Origin of the sequence: Caulobacter soli (genome assembly GCF_011045195.1) — a bacterium.
GTDB classification, from domain to species: domain Bacteria; phylum Pseudomonadota; class Alphaproteobacteria; order Caulobacterales; family Caulobacteraceae; genus Caulobacter; species Caulobacter soli.
This window is the reverse complement of the sequence record NZ_CP049199.1, coordinates 3,176,493-3,192,592: the sequence shown is the minus strand read 5'-3', so window position 1 is coordinate 3,192,592 and position 16,100 is coordinate 3,176,493. Positions and strand designations below refer to the sequence as shown.

The 16,100-nt window shown below is 68.4% G+C and carries 17 protein-coding genes; 5 read left to right on the top strand and 12 right to left on the bottom strand.

From position 1 onward, the window contains the following. The 7 genes from G3M62_RS14865 to G3M62_RS14835 form a co-directional block, all read right to left on the bottom strand. Positions 1-252: an acyl carrier protein gene (locus tag G3M62_RS14865; RefSeq protein ID WP_165188268.1), complete on the bottom strand. Its 252-nt coding sequence runs from the start codon at positions 250-252 to the stop codon at positions 1-3. A gap of 80 nt (positions 253-332) precedes the next feature. Next, positions 333-1,310, bottom strand: a complete 978-nt coding sequence (locus G3M62_RS14860; protein WP_165188267.1) for an NAD-dependent epimerase/dehydratase family protein — start codon at positions 1,308-1,310, stop codon at positions 333-335. 1 nt (position 1,311) lies between these two features. Continuing rightward, positions 1,312-3,021 (bottom strand): fatty acyl-AMP ligase, encoded by a 1,710-nt coding sequence (locus tag G3M62_RS14855; protein ID WP_165188265.1) that lies wholly within the window; start codon positions 3,019-3,021, stop codon positions 1,312-1,314. After that, positions 3,018-4,379: a lipopolysaccharide biosynthesis protein gene (locus tag G3M62_RS14850; RefSeq protein WP_165188263.1), complete on the bottom strand. Its 1,362-nt coding sequence runs from the start codon at positions 4,377-4,379 to the stop codon at positions 3,018-3,020. The genes G3M62_RS14855 and G3M62_RS14850 overlap by 4 nt, the downstream gene beginning before the upstream one ends. Beyond that, positions 4,376-5,545 (bottom strand): glycerophosphotransferase, encoded by a 1,170-nt coding sequence (locus G3M62_RS14845; protein ID WP_165188261.1) that lies wholly within the window; start codon positions 5,543-5,545, stop codon positions 4,376-4,378. The genes G3M62_RS14850 and G3M62_RS14845 overlap by 4 nt, the downstream gene beginning before the upstream one ends. Continuing rightward, on the bottom strand, positions 5,542-6,159 hold the full coding sequence (gene lptC, locus G3M62_RS14840) for an LPS export ABC transporter periplasmic protein LptC (RefSeq protein WP_165188259.1): 618 nt from the start codon (positions 6,157-6,159) through the stop codon (positions 5,542-5,544). Before lptC ends, G3M62_RS14845 begins: the two co-directional genes overlap by 4 nt. Positions 6,160-6,280: 121 nt before the next feature. Then, entirely contained in the window at positions 6,281-7,051 is a 771-nt protein-coding gene (locus G3M62_RS14835; RefSeq protein ID WP_165188257.1) for a pseudouridine synthase, read from the bottom strand. A 116-nt stretch (positions 7,052-7,167) separates the two neighbouring features. On the opposite strand from G3M62_RS14835, the gene G3M62_RS14830 reads away from it, so the two are divergent. Beyond that, positions 7,168-7,470: a hypothetical protein gene (locus tag G3M62_RS14830; RefSeq protein WP_165188255.1), complete on the top strand. Its 303-nt coding sequence runs from the start codon at positions 7,168-7,170 to the stop codon at positions 7,468-7,470. Positions 7,471-7,580: 110 nt separating this feature from the next. On the opposite strand, the gene G3M62_RS14825 is transcribed toward G3M62_RS14830, so the two are convergent. Further along, positions 7,581-7,763 carry a hypothetical protein gene (locus G3M62_RS14825; RefSeq protein WP_165188253.1) on the bottom strand — a complete coding sequence of 61 codons (183 nt, stop codon included), beginning with the start codon at positions 7,761-7,763 and terminating at the stop codon, positions 7,581-7,583. Positions 7,764-7,865: 102 nt separating this feature from the next. On the opposite strand from G3M62_RS14825, the gene G3M62_RS14820 reads away from it, so the two are divergent. Beyond that, the gene (locus G3M62_RS14820; protein ID WP_165188251.1) at positions 7,866-8,324 is read left to right on the top strand and encodes a hypothetical protein; all 459 of its coding nucleotides are present in this window, start codon (positions 7,866-7,868) and stop codon (positions 8,322-8,324) included. Positions 8,325-8,461: 137 nt separating this feature from the next. On the opposite strand, the gene G3M62_RS14815 is transcribed toward G3M62_RS14820, so the two are convergent. The 4 genes from G3M62_RS14815 to G3M62_RS14805 all read right to left on the bottom strand — a co-directional run bounded on the left by G3M62_RS14815 (position 8,462) and on the right by G3M62_RS14805 (position 12,322). Then, positions 8,462-9,079: a peptidylprolyl isomerase gene (locus tag G3M62_RS14815; RefSeq protein ID WP_165188249.1), complete on the bottom strand. Its 618-nt coding sequence runs from the start codon at positions 9,077-9,079 to the stop codon at positions 8,462-8,464. Between the two features lie 69 nt (positions 9,080-9,148). After that, on the bottom strand, positions 9,149-10,351 hold the full coding sequence (pcaF, locus tag G3M62_RS14810) for a 3-oxoadipyl-CoA thiolase (RefSeq protein ID WP_165188247.1): 1,203 nt from the start codon (positions 10,349-10,351) through the stop codon (positions 9,149-9,151). 68 nt (positions 10,352-10,419) lie between these two features. Continuing rightward, positions 10,420-10,551 (bottom strand): hypothetical protein, encoded by a 132-nt coding sequence (locus G3M62_RS26765; RefSeq protein WP_281360059.1) that lies wholly within the window; start codon positions 10,549-10,551, stop codon positions 10,420-10,422. A 127-nt stretch (positions 10,552-10,678) separates the two neighbouring features. Further along, on the bottom strand, positions 10,679-12,322 hold the full coding sequence (locus G3M62_RS14805; protein WP_165188245.1) for a pectate lyase: 1,644 nt from the start codon (positions 12,320-12,322) through the stop codon (positions 10,679-10,681). A 515-nt stretch (positions 12,323-12,837) separates the two neighbouring features. Here G3M62_RS14805 and G3M62_RS14800 point away from each other — a divergent pair. The 3 genes from G3M62_RS14800 to G3M62_RS14790 all read left to right on the top strand — a co-directional run bounded on the left by G3M62_RS14800 (position 12,838) and on the right by G3M62_RS14790 (position 16,092). After that, positions 12,838-13,008: a hypothetical protein gene (locus G3M62_RS14800; RefSeq protein WP_165188243.1), complete on the top strand. Its 171-nt coding sequence runs from the start codon at positions 12,838-12,840 to the stop codon at positions 13,006-13,008. Between the two features lie 110 nt (positions 13,009-13,118). Next, positions 13,119-14,135 carry a sensor histidine kinase gene (locus G3M62_RS14795; RefSeq protein ID WP_165188241.1) on the top strand — a complete coding sequence of 339 codons (1,017 nt, stop codon included), beginning with the start codon at positions 13,119-13,121 and terminating at the stop codon, positions 14,133-14,135. A 73-nt stretch (positions 14,136-14,208) separates the two neighbouring features. After that, the gene (locus G3M62_RS14790) at positions 14,209-16,092 is read left to right on the top strand and encodes a transglycosylase domain-containing protein (protein ID WP_165188239.1); all 1,884 of its coding nucleotides are present in this window, start codon (positions 14,209-14,211) and stop codon (positions 16,090-16,092) included. Positions 16,093-16,100 lie beyond the last annotated feature (8 nt).

The following is a 16,100-nucleotide window of genomic DNA, read 5'->3' as shown; positions in this document are numbered from 1 at the left end:
TTAGGCCCTATTCCGAAGGTCTTTAATCAGGGAAGCAAGGTCTCCGGCGGTTTCCACCGAAGCCAGGCGATCCAGAGGAATGGAGATGTCGAAGGAATCTTCGAGCTCCATGATGATGTTCATCAAGGCCAGGGAATCCACGGCCAGATCACGGCCGATGTGGGTGTCGTTCGTCACATCGACAGATCGCCCGAGCACCTTGCCCGTGGCCAAGCCGATTTCACGTAGAGTGAGATCCGTAACAGCTTCCATCGACGCGACGTTATCCCCGACCAAGGTCCTACATAACCGAATTGTAACAGCGGTCTCGACTGAAAAATCGCCACATTTGGCTATTCCCGAGACTTTTTATCCTTCAACCAGCCTTCCGAACGATACCAGCGCACGCTTTGGGCGAATCCCTCCCGGAGAGGGTATCGCAACGCGGGAAAGTCCGGAATCGGATCGTTGCTAGATAGGCCCCAATCGGCGTGAAGCAACTCCCGAGCCTTACCGGGAGTAAGAATTGTGTCCTTCCCGGTGACGAATGAAGCCCATTTTGACAAAACCGCCAAAGCTTTGATCGCCCCCGGGGGGATGCGGACCAGCCTTGGCGACGCGCCGACCGCTTTGGATGCGGTCTCCATGAGTTCGACCCAGCCATACCCCTCGGGGCGGTCGTCGGACAAGCTGAGCAGTCCTGGGCGCGGCGTTTTGACCACGTCGGCGATGCGGGCCGAGGCGTCGTCGACATGGATCCAAGTGGTGCGCGATTTGGGGTCCAAGACCGGTAAAATGGCGCTTTCAGAGGCCATTTTGAACAGTCTGAGCGTCTCGACGTCGCCCGGTCCGTAGATCGCCGGTGGTCTGACAATGGTCAGGCTGTCACCAAAAAACTCGCGAGCTGCGTCTTCTCCGCCACGCTTACTTGCGGCGTAATCGGACAATTGCGGCTCTCGGGCGGCCAAGCTGGAGACCAGGACCAGTCGCGCGCCGGCCGCCTTGGCCGCCTTGGCGACCTGTCGCGCGCCCTCGACATTGGCGCGATCGAAGGCCGCGCGATCCCGCGCCTTGATCAGGCCGGCCACGTGAACGACGACCTCGGCGCCGTCGCAAAGCATCGCCAGGGCGGCGGCGTTGGCCAGGTCGCCGATCACCAGTTGGGGTTCCAGGCCCGTCCAGGACGGATCGGTGACGTCGCGGCGGGCCAGGATCCGAACGGTCCAGCCTTGTTCGGCCAGGGTTCTGACCAGGCGGCGACCCAGGAAGCCCGTGGCGCCGGTGACGGCGACGAGTCTCTCCCCTGGGGGCCCTTCGCGGGCCGCGTCCATGTCAGGCGCGCTCGGTCGCGGCGTAGGCCCCGGCCAGATAGGCCGCCTTGGCCTTGGAGCGGCTGAGCTTGCCCGACGAGGTCTGGGGCAGGGCGTGGGCCCCGACCAGCTGGACCTGGGTCTCGACCTGGTGGCGCAGGCGCAGGACGCCGGTGATCTTCTCGACCAGGGCCGCGCGGGTGTCGGCGTCGCCGCCGCGCGCCTGGACCAGCACCACCACCGTCTCCTCGCCGTCGCCGGGCACCGAGAAGGCCGCCACGTCGCCACTGCGCAGGCCGTCGACCTCGGCCTCGGCGGTCCATTCCAGGTCCTGCGGCCAGATGTTGCGGCCGTTGAGGATGATCAGGTCCTTGCCGCGACCGGTGATGACGATCTCGCCGTCGATCAGGTAGCCCAGGTCGCCGGTGTCCAGCCAGCCGTCGGCCGACAGCACGCGGGCGGTCTCCTGCGGCTGTTCGAAATATTCGCGCATCAGGCTGGGGCCGCGGGCGTAGATGCGGCCGACGCCGCGTTCGGGCAGGACCGCGCCGTTCTCGTCGCGCACTTCCAGTTCGTGGCCGGGCAGGGCGGGGCCGTTGCGGGCGAATTCGCGCGAGCGCTCGGTGTCGTCGGTGATGACCGCCTCGTGCTGCTCCAGGCGCTCGACGTCCAGGCGCTCGGTCTTCAGGCCGCCGCCCAGCGGGGCCATCGACAGGGCCAGGGTGGCCTCGGCCATGCCGTAGCTGGCCACGAAGGCCTTGTCCGAGAACCCGACGCTGGCGAAGCGCTCGGCGAAGGCCAGCAGCGGACCGGTGCGGATCATGTCGCCGCCGAGACCGGCGCTGCGCCACTTGGACAGGTTCAGGTGCTCGATCGAGGCCACCTCGGCGCGGCGGGCGCACAGCTCGTAGCCGAAGGTCGGGCTGTAGGAGATGGTGCCGCCGTTCTTGGTGATCAGGTCCAGCCACAGCAGCGGCCGGCGCACGAAGGCGCCGGTGGGCAGCAGGTCGACCGTCATCTGGCTGGTCATCGGCGACAGCAGGAAGCCGATCAGACCCATGTCGTGATAGAGCGGCAGCCACGAGACAGCGCGGTCGGTCGGCTTCACCTGCAGGCCGTCGCGGGTGATGGCCACGGCGTTGGCCATCAGGGCCCGGTGGGTGACCAGCACCCCGGTCGGGAAGCGCGTGCTGCCCGACGAGAACTGCAGGTAGCAGGTGTTGTCCGGAGCGACCGTCGGCAGGGCGTCGCCTTTGGAGTCCGGCAGGTCGGCCAGGCCGCCGGCGAAGTTCAGCGGAGTCCTGGCGGCGATCTCGGCCACCCAGTCCTTCATGCCGGCCGGGCCGATCAGCAGCTTGGCGTGGGCCGAGGCCAGCATCCGCGCGATCTGCTCGATATAGCCCTCGCGGCCGCCCAGCGGGGCGGGCAGGGGCAGGGGCGCGGGCACCAGGCCGGCGTACTGGCAGGCGAAGAAGGCGCGCACGAAGTCGGCTTCGGTTTCGGCGATCAGCCCCACGCTCTCGCCCGGCTTGGCGCCGGTCGCCAGCAGGCGCGGCGCCAGGTCCAGGGCCTGTTCGCGCAACCTGGCGTAGGGCAGGGCCTCGACCAGTTCGCCGCGCAGCGAATAGAGGTTGATCCCCGTTTCGCCAGTCGCGGCGAAGTCGAGCGCGGCCGTCAGGGTCGGGAAATCGGCGAATCTCACGGTTCGCGAGGAGGACGTCGGAGTAATCATTGCGGGACGCCTTTGGCGCCGTTTTTATCCTCGGCGCAAGTTTGTTCGTCTTTTGGGAGGGCCGTTTCAGCCGTCAGGCTGCGCTTGAGGGCCCAGTACATGCCCAGCGCCAGGGCGGCCGCGACGGCGACCAGCGCCGCGCCGGCCCCGTTCAGGCCAGCGGCGCGGATCAAGGGAACCAGGGCGATCAGATAGAGGGCGCAGACCACGGCCCGCACGCGCAGGGCCAGGCCCGCCTTGCCCAGCGAGACCAGCATCGGCTCCAGCGGCATGGCCAGCACGCCGATGGCGGCGGCGGCCACCTGCCAGTTCATGATCGCGGCGCCGGCGGCGAACGCCGGACCCATGACGATGGTCAGCACGTCGTCGCCGAACAGGACCGAGATCAGCAGCAGCACGCCCGCCACCGCTCCGCCGATCAGGCCGATCTGGCGCGACAGCTTGCGCATGGCTTCCTCGCCGCCGGTGGCGCGCATCTTGGCCAGTTCCGGATAGAGGGCCGGCACCAGCAGCTTGGCCGGCTTGGCCATGCCGTCGGCCACCTGGCGGCCCACCCGCCACATGGCCGCCTGGGCCGGGCCGAGCACCGAGCCGACCACCAGGGTGATCACCTGGCTGAAGGCGGTGTCGATCGTGCCGCTGAAATTGGTCGCCCAGGCGAAGCGCCAGATGCCGGGCAGGCCTTCCGACAGTGGCCCGCGCACGGTGAAGCCCTTCAGCAGCTGCCGGCGGTTCAGATCCCACAGGGCCACGCCGTTGACGTAGATGAAGGCCGTGACCGTGCCCGCGGCCCAGGCGGCCAGATAGGCCTCGATCGGGGCGTGCTGAGTGAAGCACAGGGCGCAGCCGATCAGGCGCACCGCCGAGCTGACGGCCTGCTCGGCCGCCAGGAAGCGGAATCGGTCGAACAGGCGCAGCAGGCCCACCGAGGTGGCCGAGTCCATCACCGCGATCGACAGGGCGTAGCAGGCGGCGGCCGGCGACAGCGTCGACGGCCAGCCCAGCAGGTGGCCGAACAGCAGCGCGCCCACCACGCCCAAGGCCACGCCCACGGCCGCGCCGATCGAATCGAGCAGCAGGGTGAAGCGCAGCACCTGTTGGAAGCGCGGCCGGTCGTCCTGCAGCAGGGCCGAGGCGCCGTATTGCAGCAGCGTCTGCCAGGACTGGAATTTGGCGACCTCGCCCAGGAACTGGGCGAAGGCGTTGATCAGGACGAGCACGCCCATCAGTTCCTTGCCCAGGCCCCGGGCGGTCAGGGCGATATAGGCCAGTCCGACCACGGCGTTGACCGTCCGGCCGCCGAGCAGGGTGCCGGCGTTGGCCAGGACCCGCTTGAGGACATTGGGTTCGTTGCTCATCGGAGGCGTCGCGATTCCGTGGGCAGGCGATCGACGATGGCCTGGGCGGCGCGCACCGACGATGGCGTCTCCCGCAGGTCGAAGCTCTCGGCGAAGCCGCGCTTCTGAGGTTCGACAAAGGCCGCGTGGCCGCTCTGGGCCGAGGCGACGGCGTCGACCAGACCCTCGATCCCGTCGAGCACGGGTCCGTAGGCCCAGTGGTGGAAGCTCTCGTCGCCGCGCCAGTCGGCGTCGCTGGCGTTGAGGAACAGGCACGGCTTGGGCTTGCGCAGGAACTCGTAGACCTGGCTGGAGACGTCGCCCAGATAGATGTCGGCCGCGCGGGTGTAGGTCATGTCGATCGCGGCGGGCCCCCCCAGGTCGAGATGGATGCGTGGGTGGTCGATGAAGGGCGTCAGCGCCTCGATCGTCCGTGGATCCGCCCCCTCGAAGAGGCGAATATGGGGCGCGAAGATCAGGTTGTAACGTTCGTCCGCCGCGAACCGCTCGAGAATCTGCCGGCCCCATCGCGGCCACGAACCCAGGGTCGGGTGGAAGTGGGGATTGTACAGCACCACCGGCTTGGCCTCGCGGAAGGCCGGCAGGGGCGAGGGCGGCAGGGCGTCGATGATGTCGAACTTGGGGTAGCCGACCATGGCGCAGGTCTCTTGCGTGACCCAGCCCTCGTCCAGCATGCGGTCGCGCTGCTTGGGGCCGGCGGCCATCACCAGGTCGAACTGCTTGAGGCGCGGCTCGAACGGGCCGCCGCGATCGCCCGCGCCGTGCTGGGTGTAGACCAGCTTGCAGTCCTTGACCCCCAGCTTGCGCAGCAGGGCGGTGGTGCGCTCGGGCGTGACCACGGCGTCATAGCGGCCCAGGCGACGGGCGTTGGCGGCCAGCATCAGGGCCTTTGGCGGGGTGACCGCGCCTCTCAGCCGCAGGTCCCGCAGCCAGGCCGGCGGCAGCAGGCGCGAAGGGATCGGCGGGACGTCCAGCGTCTCCAGCAGCGCGCGCACATAGTCCAGGTGCTCCTGGGTGGTGGTGGCGATGTGGACGTCGATGTCGGGCCAGCCCTTGGCCAGGGCGATGGCGATCGGCAGGCTGTGCAGGATCTGGTGGGTCTGGGCGATGTAGAGGAAGCAGACGCTGGGTCTGGCTCCACGTCCCTTCGGGGCGGGGGTGATCACTGGTTCGGCGTCAGGCGGGTGCGCACCCGACCCTTGAACAGCACCCGGTCGCCCTTGTCGCTGACCGAATAGTCGTCGGCCCGGACGGCGCCGTTGTTCGGGCCGGCGCCCTCGACGGCGGCCCCACCGACCAGGTCGCCGGTGTGAGTGTCGATCAGGGCCTTCTGCGAGGCGAACTGGTAGCCCTGGCCGTTGTCGACCTTGACGTCGCCGGTCAGCAGCAGCGAGCCCTTCTCCTCCTGATAGGCCCCGTCCTTTGAGATCACGTGGGTGGGGGCTTCGGAGCCGTAGCCGCGGGTCAGTTGCGGGTTCTTCAGGAACACCTGATCGGCGTTGTTCAGGTCTCGGGTCGCCGAGGTGGCGGTGATCAGGAAGGCGCGTCCGTCCTTCAGCGTGCCGGTGAAGCGCGGATTGTCCATGCGCAGCGGGGCGGCGGCGGCCGGGGCGGCGGGCTTGATGGCCATGGCCCGGATCGCGCCCTGGCCGATGATCGCGACAGCCGTGCCGAGGGCGATCGTGGGCAGAATGGTTCGCAACGCGCGCACCGACGGACGGTGGCGGTTCCGGTTCTTCTTGCGGACCGGGCGGGGAACGGCGGGCGTGATGGCGATCATGATTGTACGAACTGAAAGCGACGGGCCGAAAAAGGGTAGGCGACCGGCTTAAGCCTCCCGGCGCGATCCCCCAAGAGGTATTGCGACCCTGCCTCCGCCCGGGTTTGCGGTCAACGGCCGGTTATGGGGTGACGGGGCTGATCAGGCTTGAACGCTCGGCGGCGGTCAGCGGACGCCAGCGTCCCTCGGGCAGGTCGCCCAGCACCAGGTCGCCGATGCGGATCCGCAGCAGATCCACCACCGTCAGCTCGACCAGCTCGCACATCCGCCGGATCTGGCGGTTGCGGCCTTCCTTGAGGATGAACTTCAGCTGCTGGCGGCCCACGACGTCGACCTGGGCCGGACGCAGCTGGCGCTCGTCCAGCTCCAGACCATGGCGCAGCAGGTCCAGTTTCTCGTCGGTGATCCAGCCGTCGACCCAGACCAGATACTCCTTTTCCAGCTCCGAGGCCGGGCCGATCACCGCCTTGGCCACCACGCCGTCCTCCGAGAGGATCAGCAGGCCGCGCGAATCCATGTCCAGCCGGCCGACGGGCGCCAGGGCGTTGTTGAAACCGGGGATGACTGGGCTCTGACCGAACAAGGCCTCGCGGGTCAGCAGGCGCACGGCCGGCACCTGGCCGGTATCGGGCTGGGCCGAGACGATGCCGATCGGCTTGTGGATCATCACCGTCAGCGCGCTGTCCAGCTGGGCCTGGGCGCGATCGGACAGCACCAGGGTCTGGCCGGGTTCGATCTTGCGGCCGACGTCGTCGACCCGCAGGCCGTCGATCGACACCAGGCCCTGGAGGATCAGGGCCTCGGCCTCGCGTCGCGAGCAGACGCCGTTCTGGGCCAGCCAGCGATTGACGCGCTGGGGCTCGGCTTCGTCATAGAGGCGGGTCCAGGCCATGGTTCGGGCGTCCAGAGATACGGATCGGCCTGTCTAGGGCCGGTGGGCGGTGCTTCGCAACCGTGATGGGCTCACGGCCGTTTCAATCTCAGTGAAACTTGGCTTGGAGAGACCCCGTGACCGACCGCGTCGACAACGACACCGCCCTGGAAGAGGTTCTGGGTTTCCTGGCCGATCCGCCCGCGTCGGGCACGTCGGAGGACGCCCGGTTCGGCGCGCGTCTGCGCCAGGTGCTGTCGGCCTCGATCGTCGACGATCCGGTCGACGAGGACGACCCCACGCCCAAGCCTGAACTGACCCTGGACGACGATCTGCGCCGCAAGCTCGAGGCGGCGGCCAAGCACAGGTCGAGCAATCCGTTCGGCGAGCATCCGGATGGAATCGGGCCGACGCTGGGGATGGACCTGAGCAAGTCGTAGGGGCCGGTTGCGTCCTTCGACAAGCTCGGGATGAGGGCTATTGTTATGCTGGTGGAATTCGATTTCCTCATCCTGAGCTTGTCGAAGGACGAGGAAATCGTTCCCCAGCCCTAGTGAGACTTTCGCCCTGAGCCGCCGGGCTTCTTGCCGCCGCCGTCGTCCTTGTTGACCGTCGCCCAGGCCCGCCGTTCGGCCTCCTTCTCGGAGACGCCGCGCTTCTCGTAGCCTTCGGCGATGTGGTCGGCCTTGCGTTCCTGATTGTCGGTGTATTTCGACTTGTCGCCCTGGGGCATCGTCGTCCCCCATCAGCTGTGGAGGGAAAATTCTCGGTCGTCGCGTGAGGTTCCTAAGGCCAACCTTCGGAACGGGCGAAACAATTCGCGAGTTCGAGAGACATGGTGCGCAAGCTCAAGGTGTTCTCCTGGTCCGACGGTCTCCACGACTACACCGTGGCCGCCAGCTCGCGCGCCAAGGCCCTTGAGGCCTGGGATGTCGGCCGCGACCTGTTCAAGGACGGCACGGCCAAGGCGGTGGAGGCGGGCGCCGCTCACGACGCCGCCCTGAAGGCGCCGGAGACGGTGATCACCACCCCGGCGGGCGGTCTCGGCGCGGCCCTGAAGGGTCTGCCCAAGCGCGCCCGCGCCAAGCCGGCGAAGGCCCAGGTCGCGGCGCGCGACGCCAGGCTGGCCAAGCTGAAGGAAGAGCTGGCGGCGCTGGAGGACGAGGCCCATGCCTCGCAGGCCGAGTTCGACCGTCGCCGTGATGACCTTCAGGCCGACGCCGAAAGAACGCGGGCCCGTTTCGAGGCCCGCCGGATGGAGCTGGGCGACGCGATCGAGAAAGCACGGCGCTAGGCTTCAGCCGGGGCTGCGAAAACCCCGTCCTTCGACAAGCTCAGGATGAGGCTTTCTACCGCCGAGGCTTGTGCAATGATCCGCATCCTGAGCCTGTCGAAGGACGAGGATCACGCACTGCGCCTGACTGATCAGACCTAAACCCGCTTCATGCCGATGATCGGCACCGGCGGGTTCAGGAACTCGCCCTTCATCGCCGGGGTCGGGGCGGGGCCGTCGCTGCGCAGCGCCAGGATCTTCTTCACGACGGCCATGCCCTCCACGACCTGGCCGAAGGCGGCGAAGCCTTGGTTGTCGCCCGATCCGCCCGGATGGGCGTCCAGATAGGGCATGGGGCTGGCGCAGATGAAGAAGTCGCAAGTGGCCGTGCCGGGCGCGTTGCGGGTGATCGAGATCGTGCCGGCCTTGTGGCGCAGGCCGGTCTTGCGCGTGCTCTCGTGCTCGATCGGGGCGAACCGGCGCACGCGGGCCGGCGGGCCGCCCTGGATCGTGCCCGCGCCCTTGACGCCCTTGGTGCGCGAGGCGCGGTAGAACGTGCCGCCGTCGTACTTCTTGGCGTCGACATAGCGCAGGAAGTTGCCGGCGGTGATCGGGGCCTTCTCGGTCTCCAGCTCGACCACGATCGGGCCGTGCGGGGTCTGGATCGTCACGCGCGGCTTATGTGGCGGGGCGGCCAGGACCAGGCCGGGCGTGGCCAGCACCAGTCCGCCGGCGCCCAGCAGGCTGCGGCGTGCGATCTTCGTGCGGTCGTCCATGGCGGGTCCTCCGGCGTGTTGCGAAGCGATGCTTAGCGCGACCTCGGGTCGGCCGTCGACCGTGTCGCTTCAGACCCGCTCCACGACCATGGCGATGCCCTGGCCGACGCCGATGCACATGGTCGCCAGGCCGTAGCGGGCGCCGCGCCGGTGCAGTTCCTCGACCAGGGTCAGGCCCAGCCGCGCGCCGCTCATGCCCAGCGGGTGGCCCAGGGCGATCGCGCCGCCGTTGGGGTTCACGTGCTCGCCGTCGTCGGGCAGGCCCAGGTCGCGCAGCACGGCCAGGCCCTGGGCGGCGAAGGCTTCGTTCAGCTCGACCACGTCGATGTCGCCGATCGACAGGCCCAGGCGCGCCAACAGCTTCTTGGTGGCCGGCACGGGGCCGATCCCCATGACGCGCGGCTCGACCCCGGCGGCGGCGACGCCCAGGATGCGGGCGCGGGGCGTCAGGCCGTGGGCCTTGGCGGCCGCCTCCGAGGCGACGATCAACGACGCCGCGCCGTCATTGACGCCCGAGGCGTTGCCGGCCGTGATCGTGCCATCGGGGCGGACGATGGGCTTCAGCGCCGACAGCGCCTCGATCGTGGTGGCGCGCGGGTGCTCGTCCCTGGAGACCACCATCGGGTCGCCCTTGCGCTGGGGCAGGGTGACGGAGACGATCTCGGCGTCGAAGCGGCCCGAGCCTTGCGCGGCGGCCGCGCGGGCCTGGCTGCGCAGGGCGAAAGCGTTCTGATCGGCGCGGCTGACCTTCCAGTCGTCGGCGACGTTCTCGGCGGTCTCGGGCATGGAATCCACGCCGTAGGCCTTGCGCATGGCCGGATTGACGAAGCGCCAGCCGATCGTGGTGTCGAAGATCTCGGCGTTGCGCGAGAAGGCGCTGTCGGCCTTGCCCATCACGAACGGGGCGCGGCTCATGCTTTCGACGCCGCCGGCGAGCATCAGCTGGGCCTCGCCGGCCTTGATGGCGCGGGCGGCCACGCCGAGGGCGTCCAGGCCCGAGCCGCACAGGCGGTTGACGGTCGAGCCCGAGGCGGTGGTCGGCAGGCCGGCCAGCAGGGCGGCCATGCGCGCGACGTTGCGGTTGTCCTCGCCGGCCTGGTTGGCGCAGCCCAGCACCACGTCGTCCAGCGCGGTCCAGTCGACGCCGCCATTGCGGTCCATCAGCGCCTTGATCGGGATCGCCGCCAGGTCATCGGCCCGCACGCTCGACAACGCGCCGCCATAGCGTCCGATCGGCGTGCGGATGGCGTCGCAGATGAAGGCTTCGGTCACGGGCGGCCTCTCTAAAACATTTGTTTGAGAGGCAAACTAATCGGCCGCGCGGCGGGATCAAGCCTCGGCTAGTTCTTGATGTCGATCGTCTCGATCCGCGACTGAGTGGCCTCGGCCTTGCGGTGGCCGGGCACGGGCATCAGCAGGCCGACCAGAATGGCGGCCAGGACGGCGAGGGAGAAGAAGGCCTTGAGGGCCATGGCGCACACGGTGTTGCTGTTTATCCGACCCAGGAACAGCGTTTCGGCGGGGCGCGGGGTTCCAAAGTCGGGGCGTCGACATGCCCCTGATTGGGGACACGCGCATGCGCGTGTCCCCTTCAAAATCCTACGCCGTCACGTACCGGATCAGCGCCGCCATGTTCTCGATATAGGCCCCCGTCGAGATGCCCGGCTTGGGCACGTCGGCGATGTAGGGCGAGGTGTCGGTGGGGTCGCCCACGCGGGTCATCGAGAACTCGCCCGGGGTCACGGTCGTCGAGCCGTCGCCGATATAGGGGTTGCTGACCGCCTTCATCGCGGTGGGCCACCAGCCCTCGGCGTTCAGTTCGGCCATCAGTTTGGCGGCATCGGCTTCGGACGTCTTGTCGCTGGTCTTCAGAGCGCCGACGTTGAGGTCCGACACCGAAATGCTCTTGGTCGTGAAGTAGCGGGGCAGGGCGCGGCTGCCGCCCTTGACCTTCAGCGGCGAGTCCTTGCTGGCGACCTCGGGCGGGGTGGCCTTCAGCGCCGCGTAGCGCTTGCGCAGCTTGTCGATATTGACCGCGCGGAACGACGAGTAGTGGACGATCGTGTTCTCCCAGTGCTTGTCGACGAAGTACTCGCCGTTGAACACGTTGGAGCCGCGGCGGTGCACGTAGAGCGGATCGCCCGTGCCGATCTCGATGAAGGTGGGATAGCGCGGCCGGCCGGGGGCGATCTTGTCGTCCAGCTTCAGACTGGCCAGCCAGTCGATGGCCTCGGGCACGCGGGCCAGGTACTTCGGGTCGCCCGTCAGCTCGTAGTAGTCCATCAGGTTTTCGAGGTTGCCGGCCGTGGTGTGGCTGGCGAAAGCCTTGGGCTCGTAGGTGCGCGCGCCGGCCGGCTTGAGGTCGGCCACGGTGTGCTGCAGGCCCCAGCCGGGCTGCGGCATCGGCTGCTGGGCGGCGACATAGATGTCCATGGCGCGCTGGATCGGGTCCAGAACCCGTTTGTCGCCCAGGGTCTGCCAGACCATGATCAGGAACTTGATGTTCTCGTCGACGACACCGTCGTTGAAGGTGATGTAGCCGGTGTAGTCGGCGTGGCCGTGGTTCTCGAAGCCGCCCGACAGCGGGAAGCGCTGGGGCCAGCCGCCGTTCGGATACTGGGCGTCGAGGACGAACTGGATGGCCTTGTCCAGCGCCGGCTTGAAGGCCTTGTCCTTCTTTTCCAAATAGATGCGCAGCATCAGCTGGCAGCTCTCGGCCGTGCCCTCGTCGTCGAAGGTGGCGTTGCCGTAGTAGTGCTGGAATTCCTCGAGCCGCCAGCCGTTCTTGCCGATGGTGTCGTACCACTTCTTCAGCGACTCCGGCCCGGCCAGGTCGCCCATGTAGTTCCAGCCGCCCGCCGGGTGCTGGATCTTGATCAGGGCCTGGGCGGCCTTGGCGGCGGCCTGGTAGTAGTAGTCGTCGCCGGTGGCGTGATAGGCGTCCAGGAACAGGTGGCCCATGGTCGCCGTGCCGGGCGGCTGGACCCAGATCATGGTCGGGAAGGCCTCCATCTCGCCGAACCGGCGCGAGAAGTCGGGCAGGTAGCTCCAGACGTAACCACCCTCGTAGGCGGCCTTCTCGGCCATGAAGGTCGAGGCCTTCTTCATCGTCGCCAGGACCTGGTCCTTGGACGGCGGCGTGCCCTGGGCCAAGGCCTTCAGCGGGGCCATGGCCGCGGCGGCGGCGAAGGTGGCGGTGGTCGTCGCCAGCAGGCGGCGGCGGGTGAGGGGGCTAAGCGGCATGGCGACGAGACTCTCCCAGGGACTTTCACGCTGGAACCCGCGACGCAAGGACGCGGCAGGGTGATCGGGAGAGGCGCGGGAGGGGTCTTGGCGAGCCTCGCGTTCCTGGTCGTCCTCCCGGTCGGTCCTTTGCCGAAACCCCCGTCGCCGTTGGCCGGCGCGGTGTTGCGTCTAGATATGATACCGGTGTCATCGCTTGACCAGCGCTTTTGGTAGAGCTTTGTTATATGACGCCGTGTCATTCTCCTGCGACAGGCCGTCACGTTGTGCGTACACGGTCGTTCGGCGAGAACAGGCCATCGGTTTTTGAGGCGACGCCGCCGCGCCGGATTTGGTAGCGCGCGACGCCGTCCTGTTGGGGAACAGGACGACGGCCCCGGGTCAGCAATGACTCGGGGCCGTTTTCAGTTCTGACACCGGTGTCGTACCTAAGGTCTTGAATTTACGTGGTGTTACACTGTTCTGCGACCAGCGGTCACATAGTACGACTCGTTCACCTCCCGTAAATATTCACCATGCCCAGCCAACTCGACCATCTGAACGAAGCCGAGCGCCTCGAGCGGCAAGCCGAGATCGCCGACAGCGAACACGCCCGTGACGCGCTGCGCCGGATGGCCCAGACCTCGCGTCTGTCGGCGGCCCTGGTCGGCATGCTGGAAGCCAGTCGCGAAGAGCTGCCGGGCTAGGCGCGCGGCCCACCGATCGGCGCATCCTTCAGAAACCTGACCGTAAAATACACGCATGGCTTGAATTGCGACGCGGCTCGGTGAACATGGGGTCGGGCAAGGAGACCCCTGTGTCGGACGAGGGATCGGACAAGGCCGTTCTTGAACGAGCGGGCGCGTATTTCCTCAGCATCGTGGAGGCCAGTCGCGACTGCATCCGGGTGATCAGTCCCGAGGGCTTCGTCGAATTCATGAACGCCCGGGGCCAGGCGCTGTTCGAGATCGAGGATTTCGCGGGCCGCAATCGCAGCCGCTACTGGCCCGACATGTGGCCGGCCGAAAGCCGGGCCAGTGTCGAGCAGGCCCTGCGCGCCGCGATGAACGGCGAGGCCGCCGCCTTCCGCGCCCCTTGCCCCACCGCCAAGGGCGATCCGCGCTGGTGGGACACCACGGTGTCGCCGATCCTGGAGGACGGCCGGGTGATCCGGGTGCTGGCCACCTCGCGCGACATCACCGGCGAGATCCGCGCCGAGACCCATCGCCAGTTGTTGGTCAACGAGCTGAACCACCGGGTGAAGAACACCCTAGCCACCATCCAGTCGATCGCCAACCAGTCGCTGCGCAACGCCGGCGTCGACCTGGCGGTGCGCGCCGCGTTCGAGGGACGGCTGATGGCGATCGCCGCCACCCACAACGTGCTGACCGACGAGAACTGGTCGTCGGCCAGCCTGCGCCAGATCATCGACGGCTCGGTCACGCCCTATCGCGACCATCCCGGCCAGCTGACCATCCTCGGCGACGACCTGATGGTCTCGCCCAAGCCGGCCGTGGTGCTGGCCCTGGCTTTCCACGAACTGGCGATCAACGCCCTGAAGTACGGCGCCCTGTCGGCGGCGGGCGGGCATGTCGACATCGGCTGGTCGGTGGCGGGCGGCGACCAGCTGGACATTACCTGGACCGAACAGGGCGGTCCGCCCGTCCGGCCCCCCGAACGACGAGGGTTCGGCTCGCGGATCGTCGAACTGGCCCTGCCCAGCGAGCTGAGCGGCGAGGTCGACCTTGACTACCGCGCCGACGGTCTGCGCTGCCGCATCCGCGCGCCGTTGACGGCCCTGGACAGGATCGACGCCTTCATGCCGCTGTCCTGACACGGTGAACCGCGATCCTCCCCGGCCGTTGTGCAAGCTTGAGCGGCGTTGAGGTCGCGGAGGCGCGTCGCTGATGATCCCACAGGAGGTGAAGACATCGCTGGCGTCCGCCTGGACGGCCTCGCGCGCCTTCGTCGTGCGTCATCGGCTGTGGTTCGGGGCGGGCATCGGGGCGCTGCTGCCGCTGGTGGTCCTGCTGGTCTGGCTGGGCTCCAGCCTGCCGATCTCACGGGCCTTGGAGCCCTTGCCCAATCGCGCCCTGATCCTGCTGGACAACCAGGGCCAGCCGTTCGCCCGGCGCGGGGCCTACAAGGAGGCGCCGGTGGTCATCAAGGCGCTGCCCAGGTACGTGCCGGCCGCCTTCACCTCGATCGAGGATCGCCGGTTCTACCACCACATCGGCATCGACTTCCGGGGCATGGCGCGGGCCTTCGTCGTCAACGCCAGGGCCCACCGCACCGTCCAGGGCGGCAGCACCATAACCCAGCAACTGGCCAAGAACGCCTTCCTCAAGCCTGAGCGTAGCCTGCGCCGCAAGGGCCAGGAGGCGATGATCGCCCTGTGGCTGGAGCTGCGGCTGTCCAAGGACGAGATCCTGTCGCGCTACCTCTCCAGCATCTATTTCGGCGACGGGGTCTATGGTCTGGGCGCGGCGGCGCGGCACTATTTCGGCAAGGCTCCCGAGCAACTGTCGATCGGCGAGGCGGCGATGCTGGCCGGCATGGTCAAGGCGCCGGTCGACCTGGACCCCGTCGACCATCCCCAGGCGGCTGGCGCGCGGGCCCGGCTGGTGCTGGACGCCATGGTCTCGACCAAGGCCGTCACCCGCGAGCAGGCCGACGCGGCCGGCCATGTCGCCGTGCGCACCACCCGCGCCGACCTGCCGGTGGGCGGCTATTTCGCCGACTGGATTTCGCCGCAGGTCAAGTCAGCCTTCGACGGTCCGGGCTATGGCGAGGTCCGCGTGCCCACCACCCTGGACAGCCGCCTGCAGCGCATCGTCGAGCGGGCGGTGGCCAAGGACATGAAGGGCGCGGCCAAGGCCAGGGTCGGGCAGGTGGCGGTGGTGGCCATGCGCCCGGACGGCCAGGTCGTGGCCATGCTGGGCGGCACGAACTATCGCCAGACCCCGTTCAACCGCGCCGTCCAGGCCCAGCGCCAGCCCGGCAGCGCGTTCAAGCTGTTCGTCTACCTGGCCGCCCTGCGCGACGGGGCCACGCCCGACAACCTGGTGGTCGGCGATCCGATCACCATCGGCGGCTGGAAGCCCGCCAATTACGAGGGCGGCGGCGGGCGCGACATGACCCTGCGCGACGCCTTCGCCCAGTCCAACAACATCATCGCCGCGCGGGTCTATCAGCAGGCCGGCGGCGAGGCGGTGGTGCGGGCGGCGCGGGACCTGGGGATCGTCTCGCCGCTGCGCGAGGACGACGCCACCCTGTCTCTGGGCACGGCCGAGACCAACCTGCTGGAGCTGACCGGCGCCTACGCCGCCGTGGCGGCGGGCAAGATGCCGGTTCGCCCCTATGGCCGGCCCGCCACGACCCCAGCGGCGGACGTCAAGCCGCTGGAGCCCTTCGCCCACGACGCCCTGCTGGACCTGATGGGCGCGGTGGTCGAGCAAGGCACCGGCCGCGCCGCGCGCCTGGGCCAGAAGGCCTATGGCAAGACCGGCACCACCCAGGACTATCGCGACGCCCTGTTCGTCGGCTTCACCGGCGACCTGGTGGTCGGGGTCTGGGTCGGCAACGACGACCACTCGCCGATGACCCGCATGGTCGGCGGGGACCTTCCGGCCCGCATCTGGCGCGACGTGATGACGGCGGGGCTGAAGGCCGGGCTGGTGGCCCGGGACGGACCACCGGAGCCGCGCTATGCGCCGCGGCCGGAGACCGTCGAGGATGCGCCGCGTCCGAAGCGTGTGCCGAAATGGCTGCGGCGGATCTTCGGGCTGTAAAAATGCCG